The organism is Sphingobacterium hotanense, from assembly GCF_008274825.1.
Classification (GTDB): domain Bacteria; phylum Bacteroidota; class Bacteroidia; order Sphingobacteriales; family Sphingobacteriaceae; genus Sphingobacterium; species Sphingobacterium hotanense.
In genome coordinates this window covers 1,262,461-1,280,861 of record NZ_CP030848.1, presented here as the reverse complement: position 1 = coordinate 1,280,861, position 18,401 = coordinate 1,262,461, and the positions used below count along the sequence as shown (strand labels likewise).

Genomic DNA, 18,401 nt, shown 5'->3' with positions numbered 1-18,401 from the left:
TGGGGATGACAATCAAACATCTAAGCATATGTTTCGGTATGCTGTTCTTTTTGCTGCAGAGCACATTCGCACAGTCGGAAGACGAACGCAAGAACCGCGCAGTATATAACAGAATCGAATTCTTAATCAATACGCAGCAAGCAGACTCTATTTACTCGCTCGCGGCGCCATCTTTCCAACAAGCCATCAGTAGGGAAGATTTTATCAGTACTTCCGAGAAGCTATTTTCTTTAGGGAAAATTCAAAACTCGGAGCTGGACAAATTTAGCAAAGGCACCGCGCTATATCGTGTTTCATTTGCGAGCACTGAACTTGGGCTAGCATTGGCAATCGACTCCACGATGATGTTTACCGGCTTGATGTTTCAACCAATAGAACCGAAACAGGGACCGAAGAAAGAAGCTGTTATCTCTCAGGTAGAAACCAAAAACCCCTTAGATTTCTTTGTAGACTCGCTAGCGCGCAGCTATGCAGAGCAACAAAATGCGCAGTCGCTCGCTATTGCTGTCATCCACAAGAACAAGCTAAATAGTTTCTTCTACGGGGAAACGGCAAAGGGAAACAATACCCTCCCCGACGGCAACACCCTATATGAGATTGGATCTGTAACAAAAACATTTACCGCGTCCCTTCTCGCAGACTTGGTCAACAAAGGAACAATCTCTCTAGACGACACCATCACAAAGTTCCTTCCCGATTCGGTCGCTATGAATCCGGCGTTGCAAAAAATTACGTTTAAGACCTTAGCGAACCACACTTCCGGATTGCCAAGATTAGCCGATTATATTGATAAAAACCCAAAATTCAATCAGGCAGATCCTTACGCGGTATACGATCGTAAAGCATTATTCTCCTTCTTAAAACATGTAAAACCAGCACGCGAACCAGAGGAAGAATTTGAATACAGCAACATTGGTTATGGCCTTTTAGGTGAGTTGATTAGCATCATCAGTAAAAAGCCATACATGCAATTGATGAAAGAACAATTGCTAACGCCTTTAGAAATGACCAACACCAGCGATAAGATTGACCCTAAGAACAAAAACATCGCAAAACCATACAACAAAAACGGTGAGGAAGTTGCCTACTGGGATTTCCAAGCCCTGACAAGCACGGGTGGGCTCAAATCATCATTGAATGATTTACTTCGCTACACCATTGCCCAATTGACTTTCCCCGAGACTGACATCCAACGTGCAATGCACCTGACCAAGCAATTCACATACTTCATCCCACCAAACAACGACATCGGTCTGGCCTGGCGTATGAATATGCTCGATGATCAAATCTATTTCCATCATACCGGAGCAACCGGCGGTTTCAACGCCTTTGTAGGCTTTGTACCCGATGAAAAAGCAGTAGTCATTATGCTCGCAAACTCCGAATTAAGTGTCGGAGAACTAGGAAAGAAACTATTAGAGAAGGTATTGACGACGAAATAAAATAGTATTTAGTAGTTAGTATTTAGTATAAAGACCTATGGCGACCAATATGGTCTCATTTATACGGAATACAAAATATCCTGTCTAACCTATCATCCCCTTTGATGGGGCAAGAGGGTACTTATTACAAAATACTGAAAAAGGGATAGTCAGTATTAGGTCTAAATACTAACTACTAAATACTTCCTTAATTATACTTTTTAAGCAAATTCTCAATCACTTTCGGGTAGTGCAAGTGCTCCAATTGTTGACCATTGAATTTAATAACTTCAAGCGTATCGCCGGGTTCCACACGGAACTTCGCTTGATAGATGACTTCTCCTTCATCGAAGTTTTCATTCACAAAGTGGATCGTAATGCCGTGTTCTTCCTCTCCTGCTTCTAATACCGCTTTGTGAACACGATCGCCATACATTCCTTTTCCGCCGAATTTAGGAAGAAGTGCTGGGTGTATATTGATGATTTTATTTGGGAATGCTTTCAACAAGTTGTCTGGAACTAGCCATAGGAAGCCAGCAAGAACAACAAGATCAATGTCTAATCTTTTTAATAGATCGACAACTTCATTACTTTCATAAAAATCATGTCTATCGAAAACATGTGTTGGAATTTCAAAGTTATCAGCGCGCTGTAACACGAAGGCTTCCGGGTTGTTGCTCAGCACTAAGGCTACTTCGGCACCGTCAGAATATTTGAAATGCTCCATAATCTTTTGAGCATTTGAACCAGAACCTGAAGCAAAAATAGCGATGCGTTTTCTCACAATGTTTCTTTGATTGATAAATAAATAAATGAAATCAATCCAAATATAGCGGTTTTTTTGAAAAGTAGGGGTAAGTGGGCTCGCAATTGAGCTGAAATCAGTAGATTTAGCTAAGTTAAAAGCGGATTTTACAAGATTATGAAGAATTTTATATTTAGCCTCGTCCTATTTCTTATCATGCTGACTACTGCCAATGCACAGGTTCCCGATACATTACCGACTTTTAAAGGCATGTTCAAAATGGAGAACAATCAAGCTTTCACTTCCGATTCGCTCTCGCAAAAAGGAATTAATGTATTAGTATTCTACGATCCAGGATGCGGGCATTGTCAGGAACTGGCATCCGAGATCGGAAAGTCCTTAGATAAATTTAAAGAGCATACTGATTTTTATTTTGTTGCAATGCAGGAAAAAGGCCAGGTCGAAGGCATGTTAAACATGTTCGCCAAAGAACTTATCAGCAAACCAAATGTACATTTCCTCCACGACCCTACAGGTCAGTTTATATTAGCCTTTAACCCAAAGAACTTCCCCTTTGCGTATATCTATAACGCAGAAACCGGAAAGGAAATTAAGCATTTCAACGGCGAAGGTAAGTTAAGGAAGCTTTTGCCCTATCTGGATATTAGACATTAGATTTTAGATGTGAGAATTTAGACCGTGGGATTGATAGTTATTTGTTTTGAACCAGGAAAGGAAGGATGCAAGGATAATCAGGATGTTTTGTCTTTGAACCAGGAAAGGAAGGATAAAAGGATGACCATGATCCTGCTAATCCTTACATCCTTCCTTTCCTGGTTCAAGACAAAATATCCAATCAACCATCCAATCAATCAATCAATCAATCAATCAATCAATCAATCAATCAATCAATCAATCAACCATCCAACCAACCAATCAATCGACCCAACGGTCTAAAATCTCATATCTAACATCTAATTTCTAAATAACAAACCACTAAACTTCACCAAATAATCTCGCCAGTTCGACCAGGTATGTCCACCTTCGGATTCATAATACGTATATTTCATTCCGATTTCGTCAAGTTTCTTGCGGTATGTTTCGCCGGTTTTGTAGAGAAAATCTGTCTTTCCCATACCGATCCAATAGAGGGCAGTTCCATTCTTCTTTTGTTGCAGAAGGTTTTGGTCGAAATTGTCGTAAACAGCGATGTTGGCGGCATCCGTTAAGCGGTAGGCTGCAGAGAATAAACCGACATAGTCGAATGTATTGGCATAAGTTGCGGAGATGACCATGGTATGCGATCCTCCCATCGAAAGACCTGCAATGGCTCTATTCTTTTTCCCTTTTTTTATGCGGTAGTGCTTCTCGGCGAAGTTTATGATTTCCATAAAGTTTGATTCCATCTCCCCTGTTCCAACATCGGGTGTACGGAATTCAACAGGGTACTCCCCTTTTTCCGAATTGCCGGGCGCTGCAGAATTAGAGGTATGTCCATTCGGCATGACTACAATCATGGGCACGATCTGACCCGCAGCAATCAGATTATCCATAATCTGCGTCACTCGCCCTAAACTTGGCCACGCTTCCTCATCGCCTCCCATGCCGTGCAACAGATACAATACCGGATACGACTTTTTAGAACCTTCGTAGCCCGGCGGCGTATATATGCTCATTCTTCGCTCGCCATGATTGATTGCCGATGGATACCATACTTTGGTCAATGTTCCATGCGGAACAGCATGAGTTTTATAAAGTTCTGCCTGCGCGCCATTCGTTATGAAATAGTTGAACACATTACTGACGTCGCGAATCTGGTATACATTTAATGGATCATTGATCCGAACCCCATCAACCAGAAAATTATACAAGTATAGATCGCGCCCCATAGTGGCTTGTTTCGCCGTCCATAGACCGTCCGCATTTTTTGTCATTCTAAGCTTATCGCCCCCCGGAGAGTCCGCAGACAACCAATTCCCCAATACATAAACCTCCTTGGCCTGCGGAGCAACAAGATTGAAAGTGACCGTATTATTGGCCGCAACTTCCGGCGAACGCACATCCGCCAGCTTTTTACCAATATTCTCCTGCCCTTGCACAGGATTGCTAAGGCAAAGAATAAATAAAACGAGGGAAATCAAAGGAACTATTCTCATGCTGTGGAATTTTAGGTTTATATAGTATATATCTAATATAAAAAACTTTTGCCATTCCATTGAAACCATAAGAGCTATGAAAGTTCTTGACGGCCATTCAAAGCTGAACTTTCGGAAAATCCTAAAGGCGACGATTTTCGATAACAACGATAATAAATCGACATTATTAGACAAATAATCTATTTAAATATTTATCTTTGCGGCTCCAAACAAAATACAATGAATCATCCTGTTAAGATAAAAAATGCATTGGTTTCAGTTTACTACAAAGATAACCTTGCGCCTTTAATTCAATTATTACATACTTACGGTGTTACATTTTACTCAACTGGCGGTACAGAAGCGTTTATCCGCGACTTAGACATCCCTGTGGAGCGTGTTGAGGACCTTACAGGTTACCCTTCTATCTTAGGTGGCCGCGTAAAAACGTTACACCCGAATGTATTCGGTGGTATTTTATCGCGTCGCCCATTAGCGGAGGATAAGCAACAATTAGATCAATATGAGATTCCAGAAATCGACTTAGTGATCGTTGATTTATACCCATTTGAAGAAACTGTAGCATCTGGTGCTGCTGAGCAAGATATCATCGAGAAGATCGACATCGGTGGTATTTCATTGATCCGCGCCGCTGCGAAAAACTTCAACGATGTCGTGATCATCTCTTCGAAAAATGATTACACGGAATTAGAGGAAATCTTAAAAAATCAGGAAGGTGCAACAAGTTTAGAGCAACGTAAATCGTTTGCGAAACGCGCATTCAATACTTCTTCGCATTATGACACTGCGATCTTCAACTACTTCAACCAAGAGGAGCCAATCGAAGTGTTCAAACAATCGGAGCAAAAAGCACAAACATTGCGTTACGGAGAAAACCCACACCAAAAGGGTGTATTCTTTGGAAACTTAGACGCCATGTTCGATAAATTAAACGGTAAAGAACTTTCATACAACAACTTAGTAGACGTTGATGCAGCAGTTGCTATTATCGACGAGTTCCAGGAGCCTACCTTCGCGATATTAAAACATACCAATGCTTGTGGTGTTGCTTCTCGCAATACAATCAAAGAGGCTTGGTTAGCCGCGTTAGCATGTGATCCTGTATCCGCATTTGGTGGTGTTTTAATCTGCAATGCAGAGGTTGACAAGGAAACAGCAGAAGAAATCAACAACTTATTCTTTGAAGTGTTGATAGCACCTTCATACAGCGAAGATGCTCTACAAGTATTGACAGCTAAGAAGAATCGCATTATCCTACGTCGTAAAGAAGTAGCATTACCTTCACAACAGTTCAAAACTTTGTTGAACGGTGTTATTCTTCAAGATAAAGACAATACGGTCGAAGGTCCTAAGGAAATGACTTCCATTACGGAAGTAAAACCTACGGAAGAGCAATTAAAGGATCTTTACTTCGCTAATAAAATCGTTAAGCATACAAAATCTAACACGATCGTATTTGCTAAAGACGGTACTTTAATCGCTTCAGGCGTTGGTCAAACATCACGTGTTGATGCATTAAAACAAGCAATCGAGAAAGCACAATCTTTCGGTTTCGAAATCAAGGGCAGTGTGATGGCATCGGATGCCTTCTTCCCATTCCCTGACTGTGTTGAAATCGCTGGTGACGCTGGTGTTGTAGCCGTATTGCAACCAGGTGGTTCCATCAAAGATCAATTGTCAATAGATATGGCTAACGAAAAAAGAGTTGCTATGGTAACTACAGGCGTTAGACATTTCAAACATTAATTGTTAGATATTAGATTTTAGACATTAGATATTAGACGTATGTCGTCTAGAAAAAAGGGTTGCTTTCGCAACCCTTTTTTTGTGGATTATTGGGATGGGGCTGGGTTAAAAAAAGATGTAAGGATGGATGTATTGTTTTGAACCAGGAAAGGAAGGATGCAAGGATTGGCAGGATCTGGCTTAAATGTTGTTTTGAACCAAGAAAAAAAAAGATGCAAGGATGGGCAGGATCGTGTCGTTACATCCTTTTTTCGTAGTCAATACTTCATAATAAACGGCTTTACTTTCCTTCTGCTTAAAACCCTTGTAAAGCCCTTTCACATCCCTTTTAAACCCCTATCAAAGCCGCTCCCAAAGGGCTATGATAGGAGTTTAAAAGGGATGTGAAAAACGAAATAAAAAGGTAATAGCTAAACCAGATCCTGCGAATCCTTAAATCCTTCCTTTCCTGGTTCAAAACAACCCATCCTGCAAATCCTTTCAGACAACATTTTCAAAACCAAATATCAAGCCGCCATACTCTAATGTCTAATATCTAATGTCTAATGTCTCATAAAAAACAATACCCCCTCCTATTCGTTTCTATATTCAAACACTAATAATATGAGAGCACTAGCATATATTCCTCTAGCCATTGCGGTCCTAGCGGCCGCTTGTCAGGGAAATAATAACAATCAGCAGACTACGCAGACGGATAGTACCGCACTAGATACGGGTCTGGTTACTCAGGTGAAAGTAGATACTATACAGAGCATTCGTGATAACTACGAGCGAATTCATGCGATCACAGACTGGGATAAAATCGACTCGGCAGAGGTGTTGGGCGAATCGACCGAGGGAGGAATTGCTTATTTCTACTACAAGAATAACATCATGGAGAAGATGGATATCAAATATTATGGTGAGGGTGGTTACACGAATGACTATTATTACTTCAAGGACAATCAGGTTTCTTTTGTTCTGGAGGAACTCTATCGCTATAATGCGCATATGTATGCACCCGAATTTGATTATTCTAAGACCGAAAAGGCGGAGGAATTTAGGTTCTATTACTTTGATGGGAAATTCGTGAAGGGACTTCCTGAGCAGGCAGATCCGAAATGGCAGGCTGAGTTAGCAGACCGGGCTGAAGTATTAGTGCAACAAAAGGAAAAGATTAGTAAATTGAAAAGATATTAAGTTTTTTTAATGGATTTTAAATCTTCTTTTCCACCTATTATCTCCGCTGATGCGAAGGTTCTTATTTTAGGGAGTTTACCGGGCGACCTATCACTCCTCCAACAACAATATTATGGGCATCCACAGAATAGATTTTGGAAGTTGATGCACCTACTGTTCGAAGAGGAACTCAGCGGTCAGTATGAAGACCGTAAGCGGCTTCTGTTAAAGAACGGAGTGGCGCTTTGGGATGTTTGTGCTACAGCGATCCGTCCGGGCAGTATGGACTCGGATATTTCGGAAGTGCAGGCGAATGCAATTCCAGAGTTGCTCGCTACCTATCCCGGTATCAAACGCGTATTTTTCAATGGACAGAAGGCGATGGCCTTGCACGATAAGCTATTAAAGCGTGTTGAAGGCGTTGAATATATTGGACTTCCCAGCACCAGTCCGGCGAATGCACGCTTCCATTTAGCGCTTCTTAAAGAGCATTGGGCACAGATTCTTTAACCTATCTGCCTAATAAATCTATTGAATTGGATTTAAAGGCATTTGCTCGCGAAAAACTTTCGCTATAATCAAGAGGTTTGTTTATTTTTGCAAGCAAGATGTCAGATTTAAAATACAACCAAAGAGGTGTATCCGCTGGTAAAGAGGATGTGCACAATGCGATTAAAAACATTGATAAAGGATTGTTCCCAAAAGCTTTCTGTAAGATTATCCCTGATATATTAGGTTCCGATGAGGAATGGTGTAATATCATGCATGCAGATGGTGCGGGTACAAAATCATCTTTAGCCTATGTTTACTGGAAAGAGACTGGCGATGCGTCGGTTTGGCGTGGAATAGCGCAGGATGCTATCATCATGAATGTGGATGATCTACTTTGTGTTGGTGCAATCGACAACATCTTATTATCTTCTACGATTGGCCGTAACAAGAACCTGATTCCGGGTGAAGTTATCGCAGAAATTATCAACGGAACTGAAGAAATCCTTGCGGAGCTTCGCGAGTTAGGTATGGGTATCTACTCTACTGGCGGCGAAACTGCTGATGTAGGCGATCTAGTAAGAACTATTATCGTAGACAGTACAGTTACTTGTCGTATGAAACGCGAAGACGTTATCTCCAACCACCGTATTCAGGCTGGAAATGTGATCGTTGGTTTAGCTTCTTACGGACAGGCAACTTATGAAAAAGAATACAATGGCGGAATGGGATCCAACGGATTGACATCTGCACGCCATGATGTATTTAGCAAATATATCGCTGAGAAATATCCGGAGAGCTTCGACCCTGCGGTGCCATACGATTTGGTATTCGCTGGCGGAAAGGCATTAACGGATAAGATTAAAGTAGAAACTGGCGAGGAGATTACAGCAGGTAAGCTTGTTTTATCGGCAACTCGTACCTATGCACCAGTGATTAAACAGATCTTGGATAAATACCGTTCGCAAATTGATGGTATGGTTCACTGTTCTGGCGGTGCACAGACGAAGGTATTACATTTCGTGGATGCTGTTCACGTAATCAAAGATAACTTGTTCCCGATTCCAGCATTATTCGAGTTAATTCAAAAAGAATCGAATACAGATTGGCAAGAAATGTACAAGGTATTCAATATGGGACACCGTATGGAACTTTATGTTCCTGAGGAGATCGCTGCCGATATTATCGCTATATCGGAATCTTTCGGCATCCCGGCACAAATCATCGGTCGTGTAGAGGCGGCAGATACTAAGAAAGTAACTATTCGCTCTCCGTACGGAGAATTTATTTACGAATAAATTTGACGTGGACGGCAAGAAAATTATAGGTAGAACAGAAATCATCGATTTGCCCGAATTGGGACTCTATGATATTGACGCTAAAATAGATACTGGCGCCGAGACTTCTGTTCTACACTGTGAACAAATGGAAGTGGTCAACAAAAAAGGGCATCTCTACGTGATCGGTCATATTCGTCCGAACCTCGATAGTGATAAGGTTTTGAAGTTGACTTTCCCTGTCCATCGTGAAAGAACAATTAAGAGTTCTTTTGGGCAGTCGGAAATCCGTTATATATTCCTAACAAAAATCCGGATGTTCAATGAGCTGTACGATATTAAACTCTCCTTTCGCGACAGATCAGCAATGTCCTTCCCCATGCTTTTAGGGCGTAATTTTATCACTCGAAAATTTTTAGTGGATGTGGCTAAAAAAAATCTAGCCTCCAATTTGATATAAAATATAAAAGCCCATTTATCTGTTAAAGAACTAAGAAAGTGAAGATAGCTGTATTATCGACAAACAAGTCAATTTATTCGACCAAGCGTTTGGTTGAAGCTGCCGTTGCTCGCGGACATGAATGTGTGGTCATGGACCACAGTAAATGTTATGTCGGCATCCAACAAGGCAAACCATCCATACATTATAAGGGCCAAGATATTGGTGAAATCGATGCCATTGTTCCTCGTATCGGTTCGTCCGTTACGTTTTACGGATCGGCAATCGTTCGCCAATTTGAAGTAATGGGTGTAATTTCTGCCAACCCGAGTCAGGCTATCACGCGTTCGCGCGATAAACTGCGTTGTATGCAGATCCTTTCGGGCGCAGGCTTAGGTCTACCGATTACAGGTTTTGCTAGAACGGCATCTGATGTTGACGACTTAATCAATATGGTAGGTGGTGCACCGCTAGTTATTAAATTATTGGAAGGAACGCAAGGAATCGGTGTGGTACTGGCCGAGACTAAGAAAGCGGCTTCTTCGGTAATCGAGGCTTTCTATGGCTTAGGAAACAACATCCTGATTCAAGAATATATTAAAGAAGCAAAAGGAACGGATATCCGTGCTTTTGTTGTGGATGGCAAAGTAGTCGGCGCCATGAAGCGCACAGCGAAGGAAGGCGAATTCCGCTCGAACCTGCACCGTGGCGGTACTGCCGAAGTCATCAAATTAACGCGTAAAGAAAAGGAAACTGCCATCGCTGCAGCACGTGCAATGGGACTCACTGTTGCAGGTGTGGATATGCTGCCTTCCTCCCGTGGTCCATTGATTTTGGAGGTCAACTCTTCACCTGGTTTAGAAGGTATAGAGCAAGCTACAGGCAAGGATATCGCCAGCGAAATTATCAAATATATCGAAAGGCAATATGAAGCTAAACAACTCGCTAAGCCCGCAACGATAAGAACAAAGATTAAGAAACAGAGTAATCTTTAGATTAGATGTCAGATTTTAGACATTAGATATAAGAGCGTAGCGCCTAGTTTTTCTAGGCGCTATTTTTATGGATTGTCTTGAACCAGGAAAGGAAGGATGTAAGGATTAGCAGGATCATGGTCATCCTTTTATCCTTCCTTTCCTGATTCAAAGACAATACATTCTTCCTTTCATGCTCCAAAGACAACCTTTCTTTTCTATTTCAACGCTTGGCTTACTTCAATCGGTAAATCTGATTCCAAAATTGAAGCTCCGTCGGCAAACACCGCTCTAAACTTCGCTGCGCGTTCTTCTTTGGTCGGAAGTTTATCGTAAGTCGGTGCCGATGAAATCATGCACATCACGCCTTTTTCGTGAAAGAATTTGTACATGCCTTGGTTCGCTGCTTTTATCTCCGGACCAATATAAACGATCATCCGATTAAATGGCAGCCCGGATTGAACGAATTTCTCTAAATCCTGTTGTGTTTTGATATGCATTGAGAGATACTGCTTTGGGTTCTTCTCCAAGTAGAATTTTGCTTGCTCAACGTTGTGCACAGTTACCCATACCCAAGCATAGGCGTCATGCTTTTTGATGATTTCAGCTGTCATCTCCATCGGAAGATCTTTCTTATCCAGATTTAGGATGGTCTTTCCTTTCGCCCAGGCAATCATCTCGTCTAATGTATTGATCTTGTATTTTGTTGCTTGCCCTTGCTTATCTTTCAGCTTCAATTTTTTCAAGTCTGCCCATGTGTAGTCGATTACCTTTCCAGACCCCGTCGTTGTGCGGTCTAGTGTGGCGTCATGTACCATCACTGGAATACTATCTTTAGTCAAGCGAGGGTCAACCTCAAAGATGGCCAGCGTATGCTTCAGAACTTCTTCCATGGAAGGGATTGCGTTCTCTGGCATATGATTCTCAATCGTTCCTCTATGTCCGGAGATCACTTTCTTGCCCGGAGCATATTCGAAGTAAGCGTACATCTCATCTACGGTCTTGAAGTTTAGCTTATGTAGCTTTTGGGCTGAGGCTTGAAGCGATAGCATCAATATAGCGCCTGCAAAAAATAGTTTTTTCATTAGGATTTTTTGTATGCGAAATTAAGCATTCAGCTTTAACAAATTAAAACCTTTATGTTTATCCAATGTTATCAGCGTAAGTGCAGAATTCTCTTGAACAATCTTTCTATAGTTCTTTAAAGGCATACCAAGTTGGCTCGACATAAATAAACGGTTGACGCCATTGTGTCCAACAACCAAGATAGTTTTGCCATCATACTTTTCCATCAGCTCATTATAGAAACTATTTAAGCGTTCAATAACTTGCTTAGCTGTTTCTCCTGTACGACCTGCTGCATGTTCTTCGGGATTGGAAAGCCAATTGTCCCAAGACTCTGGGTCTTCAGCAATAAATTCGTCCGAACGCTTCCCTTCCCAATTACCGAAGTCTACTTCGATAAGGCGTTCGTCGGCAACCACGCGTGCTTCTTCGCCGGAAGCGATCGCTGCTGTATTCTTAGCGCGCTTTAACGGAGATGAAAAGATATGGTCGAAGCTAAATTCTTTCAACAGCTCGTTCATACGATTGGCCTGCTGAAGTCCTTTTTCCGTAAGTTCTATATCCGTTCTTCCGCAGTATTTATTTCCGTCGGCATTGTATGCTGTCTCACCGTGACGTAATAGGCAAATAGTAATCATCTATAAATAATTTAAATCGCTAAGTTTCTGTTTAAATGCTTGATACTGCTCTTCATAAGCTGCTTGCAAAGTTGTATCGGGCTGTACTACTTTCTCAATTTGAGTCATGGCAGAAGCCGCTTCGATTAAGGAAGTGTAATAGGTATTCGATGCTGCCATGATAGCTGCCCCGAATGCACCGCTTGCTTCTTTGCACTTGAATATCGGCACATTCATCACCGAGGCTCTAATCTTTAACCATACATCGGAGTTACTGCCTCCACCGGCCGAATAAACCGCCTCTACCTTTTCTCCAGAGAGATCTTCGATAATCTCATAAGCTAGGCGCTCGATAAAAGCGACCCCCTCTAATCCAGAGGTAAAGAGTGCTGCTCTGCTCGCGTTTTCAGGGAAGAAAGCTCTTGCTTGAGGCGCCATAATAGGATATCTTTCCCCCTCTTGTTTTAAAGGCCAGGCAAGAAGTCCGGTAGGGATTAGTTTTTCAGCTTCGTCGTTTAATTCTTGCAGATTTTCTGCGAAATCCAAGGATATCCAATCAGCGCCGGTATTGCTGGCCCCTCCTGGCATCCAATATCCTTCCGGGTGACGATGACTATATAGTCTTCCTAACGGATCGACCACGTTAGTCTTCGTTACGCCCTTGATTACCAATGTGGTTCCTATGGTCGTATTCCATGTCCCTGGCCTTACAGCGCCGGATGCCATTTGTGTAGCACATCCATCCGTCATCCCAACCACAACATCAATCCGCGGAATTCCCCAAGTAGCTGCTAAGTCAGCATCCAGTTTACCAACGACGGTTCCTGAAGGGACTACTTCCTGAAGCCAGCTCGGCTTTAAGCCGATCTCTTGGGTAACAAATGCGGGCCATTCCAACTTTTCAAGGTCATAGGCTGATTTTAATACATTGGTATAATCGGTCGTATGGTAATTGCCGCTAAACTTGCCAACTATATAATCAGAGGCATGGACCCAAAGGCTTATTTGCTCAGCCTTCTCAGGATATGTTTCAATAAACCAAAGCATCTTAGAGATACCCGATGAAGCATTAAAACCGGTATAGCCATCCTTCACATATTTGCTGGCGATTTCCTTGCATCGCTTACCCTGCTCTACTGAACGCGGATCGCTGTACATGATTGCATCATGCAATGGCTTTAAGTCCTTATCTAGTGGTATTACTGTCCCTGAAGTCGAAGTAACAGACAGCGCAAGGATATCGGATTTATTAATATGCCCAGGTAATGCACTGATCAGATCAGCCATCATTTCCTGGCAATCTTGCCACCATAGATCTGGAGATTGCTCCTCTCTGAATCTGTCGTCTAAATTGAACTTGCGCGCATCAGAAGCAATCAGCTTTCCCTGTTGATCTACCAATATAATTCTTGCTCCCTGCGTTCCGACGTCTACTCCGAAGAAATATTTGTCCATCTATGCTCCTACTTGTTTAAAGGTTTTACGCGCATTTTTCCACTCCAAATACAATTGCTCGAATTCTTCATGGTCTTGCGGATGGATTTCTTCTAACAGCTCAGGGCTGATGTTCGGAACATGCAACGCGTCATTACATACGAATACTCCTCCGAGCACAGAAGCCTGGCGGAATGTGTCGCGTATTTTGATGCTCTTGCCAAAGAGATTGGCGATAAACTGACGTAGCTTACGGCTTTCTACTCCGCCGCCACATGCCCAGATATAGGATTCGTTATGCGGCGAAACAGCGCATAAGAACTTGTAGTTTTCGTAGATACTGCATGCAATATCCCAAAGAATAGCGAATACAAAACTGCCACGCGTTAATTGATGTGATACCGGTGCATTGAAGATAAAGCCTCCTTTGGTCAAAGGCTCTTCCTCATCGGCAATCAGTGATCCTAACGAGGCAACACATTGCGAGTAGGTTGCATCCTCTAATTCACGTTCAATAACATCATAACCTTCATTTGGATAGAAGATTTCTTTCAAGCGCTGATAGTTCAACCCAGTTACACCGGCGTTCGCTTCGAGGATGAAGTTATGCTCGTCGATGTGACGGCTTGTCCAAGTCCGTTGATCCGCATCTTTCTCATAGGTATCTACAATCTTGATGATTGGTGTCGTCGTCCCTGATACAATGACTACGTCGTTTGCAGACGGATCCATACTGCGAATTGCCAATTGCGTATCTCCTCCCCCGACAACTACTGCTGCCTCCGCGCTAATGCTTAAGGTATTTGCCACCTCTGGAAGGATAGTTCCAAGAACAGAGGTAGCATTTTTCAATTGTGGCAATATGTTCGCTGGAAGATGAAACAAATCCAGCAAGATGTTACTCCATTGTTTTTTCTCTACATCGTAAAGCAAAGTTTCTGATGCTTGAGAATGCTCGTAGCACGTAACGCCAGAAAACTTATATTGAATCCAGTCGCTAATGCTCATCACACAAGCTATTTTGTCGAATAGATCCGGATAGACTTCCCTTACACCAACTAATTTAAAAGCGGAGAAGAGCGACGTCGGATAACGTCCTGATAGGTTGTAAACCGTGTCTTTATCGGTGAGGTCTTTTTCCCATTTACGTCCTCTATGATCGATATTTGGCATTCCCAGAAGAGAATTTCCCTCAGCGTCAATAACAACAATTCCTTCACGTTGGCTAGTTGCTGTAATGGCATTAATCTTAACCTCGCCTACCTCAGTCAGTGCATCTTGAGCAAGATGCAAGATCTGGTCCCAAAGCTCATTTGGATTAAAGAAAATGGATTCCTCGTAGTTCGTATCGGACTCGTAATGAACATTCTCGCGCTTGATACTCAAGATCTCCCCGGTAGGAGTTGCTACTCCAACACGAGCATTACCCGTACCAATATCTACTATTAAATAGGCTTCTTTTTGTGCCATGATTATTGAATCGTTGTTTTATCTAAAACTGCTTTGTTAACCAGTTGTTTTATCGACTTGTTGCCGTTGATGAAGAACTCACGCAGGTTATTGTTCATAATAAATGCGTGGTGATCTTCCACCTCGTGTGTAGCTCCCGCGATATGTGGCGTTGCCAACACGTTTTTGTTCAAGATCATCTTATAGTCGATCTCATCAGGTGGTTCATTGTAGAATACATCCAACACAGCTCCTCTGATTTTACCATTCTCGATGATGTCCAGTAAATCTTCGCGATTAACAACTGTAGCACGTGCGGTATTAACGAAGATAGCATCCGATTTCATCAATGAAAGGTATTTCTTGTCGATCATACCTTTGGTCTCATTAGTCACCGGCAAGTGGATACCAATAACATCACACGCTGCAAATAACTCATCCAATTCAACCTTTTTGAATTCGGTATTTTCATCGGTATAATATGGATCAAAGTAATAGATTTCACATGGGAAATTGACAAGCATACGAGCAATGTGCTGTCCTACTGCTCCGAAGCCTACCATACCAACGCGCTTACCAGCCAATTCATTGCCCTTAAACTGCAAGTATGATGTATGGGCTCCTTCGCCCCAGTTCTTTCCTTCTAACCAGTTGATTCCTGGGATGGTATTGCGCATCAAGGTGATTACATTAGCAATAAACATCTCGGCAACCGCTTGCGCATTTCTCGCCGGCGTGTTAAATACGGGGATGCCCAATTCTGTAGCAACTGCTAAATCAATATTGGACGGTGTACCACGGCAAATTCCAACGAATTTCAATTCCGGATTCGCACGCAGAACGTCAGCAGTAATCTCATCGTGCTCCGAGATCAAGGCATCAACTCCCGTTTCCTGAATCAATGCATTTAACTCTTCAGGATTATATGCGCGTCCATGAGGTTTCCATGAACGGTAAACAATTTCATCAAAAAGGCCTTCCAACTCTTTCAAAGCTTTCTCATTCTCGTAAGGCGCTGTAAGTAATACTTTCATAATTATTCTATACTATGCTAAACTATTTGTTGTTAATTGTGTGATTCTACTCCTTTTGGAATGGTGATAAACTTGGTTAACACGGCGCTGACTAAATAAAGTCCTGCCAATACCCAGATTACCCCCGCACTTCCAATGGTGCTGATTAATAAACCTACGATTGCTGGTCCGACAAATACCGGTAGTCCTGCTCCTAGGTTGAGGATAGCCATTGCAGCTCCTTTATCTTCTTTGACAAGCGAAGGAACAAGTGCTGATAATGGAACATATCCCGCAAGCAATGCCCCCCAGGCTATACCAGCGGCCATTACTGCCCAATAACTGCCGCCAAACCAAACTGGCGAATAATAAAACAATACGGTCGTGATTGCGCATCCAACGCCACCAAACCACATGATCGTATTCTGCCATCCTAAACGGTCTCCCACAAATCCGAAGATTAGATTGAAGATGATGTTACTGGTAAAGATGGTTCCCCAGATCTGCAACCATTCTTTCGTGTCGAAGCCGTGTTCGGCCATATACATCGGAAGGAAAACTGGAAATGCGAACTGTGCCGTCGTGTTGATGACACGCACTATTCCGCCGATCAATACCTTTGGTTCTTTCTTAACGATCGTTAATCCGTTGCTCAGTTCTTGCATCTTGGAACCTTTGGAGGCTTTCGTTTCGAACTTATCACGGTTTAAAACCAATGCAAAGAACGCCCCTACCAATACCCATAAAATTGAGCTCCACAAGGTATTTTCATACCCCCAGCGTTCCAGTGCCCAGCTAGAATAATAGGCTCCCAGTACGTTTAATCCTCCTGTAAATACAAACCAAAACCATCCCACTGCTCTACCTAGGATATCTTGCGGGGCTTTATACGTTATCCAAACCATGAAGGAATACGCGAATAAAGGATATCCAAAACCTCTTATGGCATAGAAAAACAACATGGATGTGTAATCCAATTTCGCCATTCCCATACCCACAAAACCGATGGTTCCGATGATGTAGAGAAGAAGTCCCATCGCCATAGCTTTTCTAGGTCCGTAGCTTTCTGCTAATACCCCCGAAAACCAGGAAGATATTGCGATTGTAATTCCATATACGGTAAACAGTAAAGAGGATTGTTCGATGGACATGCCATGTTCAATCAGATAAGGGCTCAGCCATCCCTGCTCTACGCCGTCCCCCATCATAAAAATCAGAATACCTAAGTACCCCCATTTTAAATTGCTAGGAATCCCTAGCCTGTTCATTAAATTGTCTTGTGCCATTGGGTTTAGTGTTGTAATTGGTTGATGTAAATATGCTATCTAAAATAAATAAAAATTAACAAAATAAAATATTTTAAAAGTCATTAGACCCAAAAAAAAGGAAAAGAGAGCTATTAAGGACGCTTTTCCGTTTATTCAATTCAAGTAGTTTACAAAATAAAAGCTACTCATTCAGGTTCTACATCAACCTCGACTCAGGATTAGATATAATTAATGTCTGCTGACAAAAACCAATGGTCACTAGGCACGATATTCTTCCAGCGATCTTTTATGATAACCGACTTTGAAGCATTCAACGGACCTTTAATGAAGATGAAATCAATCTTCTTTGCTTTCGCATTTCGTTCTGCATCATCCGGACGGAACGCATTCGTAGTGCCTTCCGGCTTTGCATCGCCGTTGCTCAATACATAGCTATCTTTCCAACCAGCATTAATGATCTCCGGATACAAGCCCGCGCCATATCCATTGTTGAAATCTCCGGTAATAATCTGCGGAAAATCGTCTTGATATTGCGCTGCCTCCTCAAGTACCAGTTTAATCTGAGCAAGCTTTGCTTCATTACTTACGTGATCCAGATGCAAGTTGATCAGTCGGATTTCTTTGTTCGTCTTTTTATCGAGCAGTCGAACCCAACTGCAGTTTCTCGCTCTGGCGCTTCCCCAGGAGATACTTCCTGCGATTAGTGGAGTTTCGGACAACCAATAGCCCCCCGCCGTGATCAATTCAAAGCGCTTCTTTGAAAAAAGAATAGGATTCTTCGCAATTCCATGATAGCCTTCTTTGAACTTATCCATCTCCGGGCCATCAAATCCAAAAGCAAAGTAGTCTTTCAGTTCATTCTTTAAGTCCAAGAACTGATTTCTAAGAACTTCCTGAAAGCCAATCAAGTCGGCTTGCTGCTTTTTGATTACCTGGATACAGGCTTCACGTCGATGTTGCCAGCCCTGCCCTTTCGCATTATCTTCCGGAAGATCCACACGGATATTACATGAAAGAACCCGGAAGCCAGTATCTGCTTTTCGCGAATCCAAAGCAAGAGCTTGTTTCGTGTCAAGAAAAGGCAGACCCGCTAAAAGGCCCGCCTGTTTTATAAAGTTTCTCCTTGAAGAGTTATTAAAATCATTCATAG

The 18,401-nt window shown here is 42.3% G+C and carries 17 protein-coding genes; 8 read left to right on the top strand and 9 right to left on the bottom strand.

Annotated elements, in window-relative coordinates; all coding sequences use genetic code 11:
* Positions 1–5 precede the first annotated feature (5 nt).
* On the top strand, positions 6–1,442 hold the full coding sequence (locus DSM08_RS05340; RefSeq protein WP_149525190.1) for a serine hydrolase domain-containing protein: 1,437 nt from the start codon (positions 6–8) through the stop codon (positions 1,440–1,442).
* Positions 1,443–1,629: 187 nt separating this feature from the next.
* Here DSM08_RS05340 and purN read toward each other — a convergent pair whose 3' ends face one another.
* Positions 1,630–2,205 (bottom strand): phosphoribosylglycinamide formyltransferase, encoded by a 576-nt coding sequence (gene purN, locus DSM08_RS05335; protein WP_149525189.1) that lies wholly within the window; start codon positions 2,203–2,205, stop codon positions 1,630–1,632.
* 138 nt (positions 2,206–2,343) lie between these two features.
* Here purN and DSM08_RS05330 point away from each other — a divergent pair, with 138 nt between their 5' ends.
* The gene (locus DSM08_RS05330) at positions 2,344–2,841 is read left to right on the top strand and encodes a TlpA family protein disulfide reductase (RefSeq protein ID WP_149525188.1); all 498 of its coding nucleotides are present in this window, start codon (positions 2,344–2,346) and stop codon (positions 2,839–2,841) included.
* A 299-nt stretch (positions 2,842–3,140) separates the two neighbouring features.
* Here DSM08_RS05330 and DSM08_RS05325 read toward each other — a convergent pair whose 3' ends face one another.
* The gene (locus DSM08_RS05325; protein WP_149525187.1) at positions 3,141–4,322 is read right to left on the bottom strand and encodes an esterase; all 1,182 of its coding nucleotides are present in this window, start codon (positions 4,320–4,322) and stop codon (positions 3,141–3,143) included.
* 219 nt (positions 4,323–4,541) lie between these two features.
* Here DSM08_RS05325 and purH point away from each other — a divergent pair, with 219 nt between their 5' ends.
* The 6 genes from purH (at position 4,542) to rimK (ending at position 10,426) form a co-directional block, all read left to right on the top strand.
* Positions 4,542–6,068, top strand: a complete 1,527-nt coding sequence (purH, locus tag DSM08_RS05320; RefSeq protein WP_149525186.1) for a bifunctional phosphoribosylaminoimidazolecarboxamide formyltransferase/IMP cyclohydrolase — start codon at positions 4,542–4,544, stop codon at positions 6,066–6,068.
* A 603-nt stretch (positions 6,069–6,671) separates the two neighbouring features.
* Positions 6,672–7,247, top strand: a complete 576-nt coding sequence (locus DSM08_RS05315) for a hypothetical protein (RefSeq protein ID WP_149525185.1) — start codon at positions 6,672–6,674, stop codon at positions 7,245–7,247.
* A 9-nt stretch (positions 7,248–7,256) separates the two neighbouring features.
* Positions 7,257–7,736: a DNA-deoxyinosine glycosylase gene (locus DSM08_RS05310; protein ID WP_149525184.1), complete on the top strand. Its 480-nt coding sequence runs from the start codon at positions 7,257–7,259 to the stop codon at positions 7,734–7,736.
* Positions 7,737–7,834: 98 nt separating this feature from the next.
* Positions 7,835–9,013: an AIR synthase related protein gene (locus tag DSM08_RS05305; RefSeq protein ID WP_149525183.1), complete on the top strand. Its 1,179-nt coding sequence runs from the start codon at positions 7,835–7,837 to the stop codon at positions 9,011–9,013.
* 7 nt (positions 9,014–9,020) lie between these two features.
* A complete protein-coding gene (locus DSM08_RS05300) occupies positions 9,021–9,452 on the top strand; it encodes an ATP-dependent zinc protease family protein (protein WP_149525182.1) in 432 nt (143 codons plus the stop codon).
* A 38-nt stretch (positions 9,453–9,490) separates the two neighbouring features.
* The gene (rimK, locus tag DSM08_RS05295) at positions 9,491–10,426 is read left to right on the top strand and encodes a 30S ribosomal protein S6--L-glutamate ligase (RefSeq protein WP_149525181.1); all 936 of its coding nucleotides are present in this window, start codon (positions 9,491–9,493) and stop codon (positions 10,424–10,426) included.
* Between the two features lie 197 nt (positions 10,427–10,623).
* Here the strand turns inward: rimK and DSM08_RS05290 are convergent, their stop codons facing one another.
* From DSM08_RS05290 to DSM08_RS05260, 7 genes are all read right to left on the bottom strand, one after another.
* The gene (locus DSM08_RS05290; RefSeq protein ID WP_149525180.1) at positions 10,624–11,490 is read right to left on the bottom strand and encodes a glycerophosphodiester phosphodiesterase family protein; all 867 of its coding nucleotides are present in this window, start codon (positions 11,488–11,490) and stop codon (positions 10,624–10,626) included.
* 21 nt (positions 11,491–11,511) lie between these two features.
* Positions 11,512–12,108, bottom strand: a complete 597-nt coding sequence (locus DSM08_RS05285) for a histidine phosphatase family protein (protein ID WP_149525179.1) — start codon at positions 12,106–12,108, stop codon at positions 11,512–11,514.
* Positions 12,109–13,542, bottom strand: a complete 1,434-nt coding sequence (locus DSM08_RS05280) for an FGGY-family carbohydrate kinase (protein WP_149525178.1) — start codon at positions 13,540–13,542, stop codon at positions 12,109–12,111. It lies immediately after the preceding gene.
* Positions 13,543–14,991 carry an FGGY-family carbohydrate kinase gene (locus tag DSM08_RS05275; RefSeq protein ID WP_149525177.1) on the bottom strand — a complete coding sequence of 483 codons (1,449 nt, stop codon included), beginning with the start codon at positions 14,989–14,991 and terminating at the stop codon, positions 13,543–13,545.
* A gap of 2 nt (positions 14,992–14,993) precedes the next feature.
* Complete coding sequence (locus tag DSM08_RS05270) at positions 14,994–16,004, bottom strand: NAD(P)-dependent oxidoreductase (RefSeq protein ID WP_149525176.1); 1,011 nt, start codon at positions 16,002–16,004, stop codon at positions 14,994–14,996.
* A 32-nt stretch (positions 16,005–16,036) separates the two neighbouring features.
* Positions 16,037–17,269, bottom strand: coding sequence for an MFS transporter (locus DSM08_RS05265; protein ID WP_223110867.1), 1,233 nt, complete (start codon positions 17,267–17,269; stop codon positions 16,037–16,039).
* A 200-nt stretch (positions 17,270–17,469) separates the two neighbouring features.
* Complete coding sequence (locus tag DSM08_RS05260) at positions 17,470–18,399, bottom strand: endonuclease/exonuclease/phosphatase family protein (RefSeq protein ID WP_149525175.1); 930 nt, start codon at positions 18,397–18,399, stop codon at positions 17,470–17,472.
* Positions 18,400–18,401 lie beyond the last annotated feature (2 nt).

Coding starts and splice junctions, on each gene's coding strand:
- DSM08_RS05285 (WP_149525179.1), bottom strand. CDS start 12,108: ATGATTACTATTTGCCTATTACGTCACGGTGAGACAGCATACAATGCC.
- DSM08_RS05260 (WP_149525175.1), bottom strand. CDS start 18,399: ATGAATGATTTTAATAACTCTTCAAGGAGAAACTTTATAAAACAGGCG.
- DSM08_RS05315 (WP_149525185.1), top strand. CDS start 6,672: ATGAGAGCACTAGCATATATTCCTCTAGCCATTGCGGTCCTAGCGGCC.
- DSM08_RS05330 (WP_149525188.1), top strand. CDS start 2,344: ATGAAGAATTTTATATTTAGCCTCGTCCTATTTCTTATCATGCTGACT.
- DSM08_RS05275 (WP_149525177.1), bottom strand. CDS start 14,991: ATGGCACAAAAAGAAGCCTATTTAATAGTAGATATTGGTACGGGTAAT.
- DSM08_RS05310 (WP_149525184.1), top strand. CDS start 7,257: ATGGATTTTAAATCTTCTTTTCCACCTATTATCTCCGCTGATGCGAAG.
- DSM08_RS05270 (WP_149525176.1), bottom strand. CDS start 16,004: ATGAAAGTATTACTTACAGCGCCTTACGAGAATGAGAAAGCTTTGAAA.
- DSM08_RS05340 (WP_149525190.1), top strand. CDS start 6: ATGACAATCAAACATCTAAGCATATGTTTCGGTATGCTGTTCTTTTTG.
- DSM08_RS05305 (WP_149525183.1), top strand. CDS start 7,835: ATGTCAGATTTAAAATACAACCAAAGAGGTGTATCCGCTGGTAAAGAG.
- DSM08_RS05290 (WP_149525180.1), bottom strand. CDS start 11,490: ATGAAAAAACTATTTTTTGCAGGCGCTATATTGATGCTATCGCTTCAA.
- DSM08_RS05265 (WP_223110867.1), bottom strand. CDS start 17,269: ATGGCACAAGACAATTTAATGAACAGGCTAGGGATTCCTAGCAATTTA.
- purH (WP_149525186.1), top strand. CDS start 4,542: ATGAATCATCCTGTTAAGATAAAAAATGCATTGGTTTCAGTTTACTAC.
- DSM08_RS05280 (WP_149525178.1), bottom strand. CDS start 13,542: ATGGACAAATATTTCTTCGGAGTAGACGTCGGAACGCAGGGAGCAAGA.
- DSM08_RS05325 (WP_149525187.1), bottom strand. CDS start 4,322: ATGAGAATAGTTCCTTTGATTTCCCTCGTTTTATTTATTCTTTGCCTT.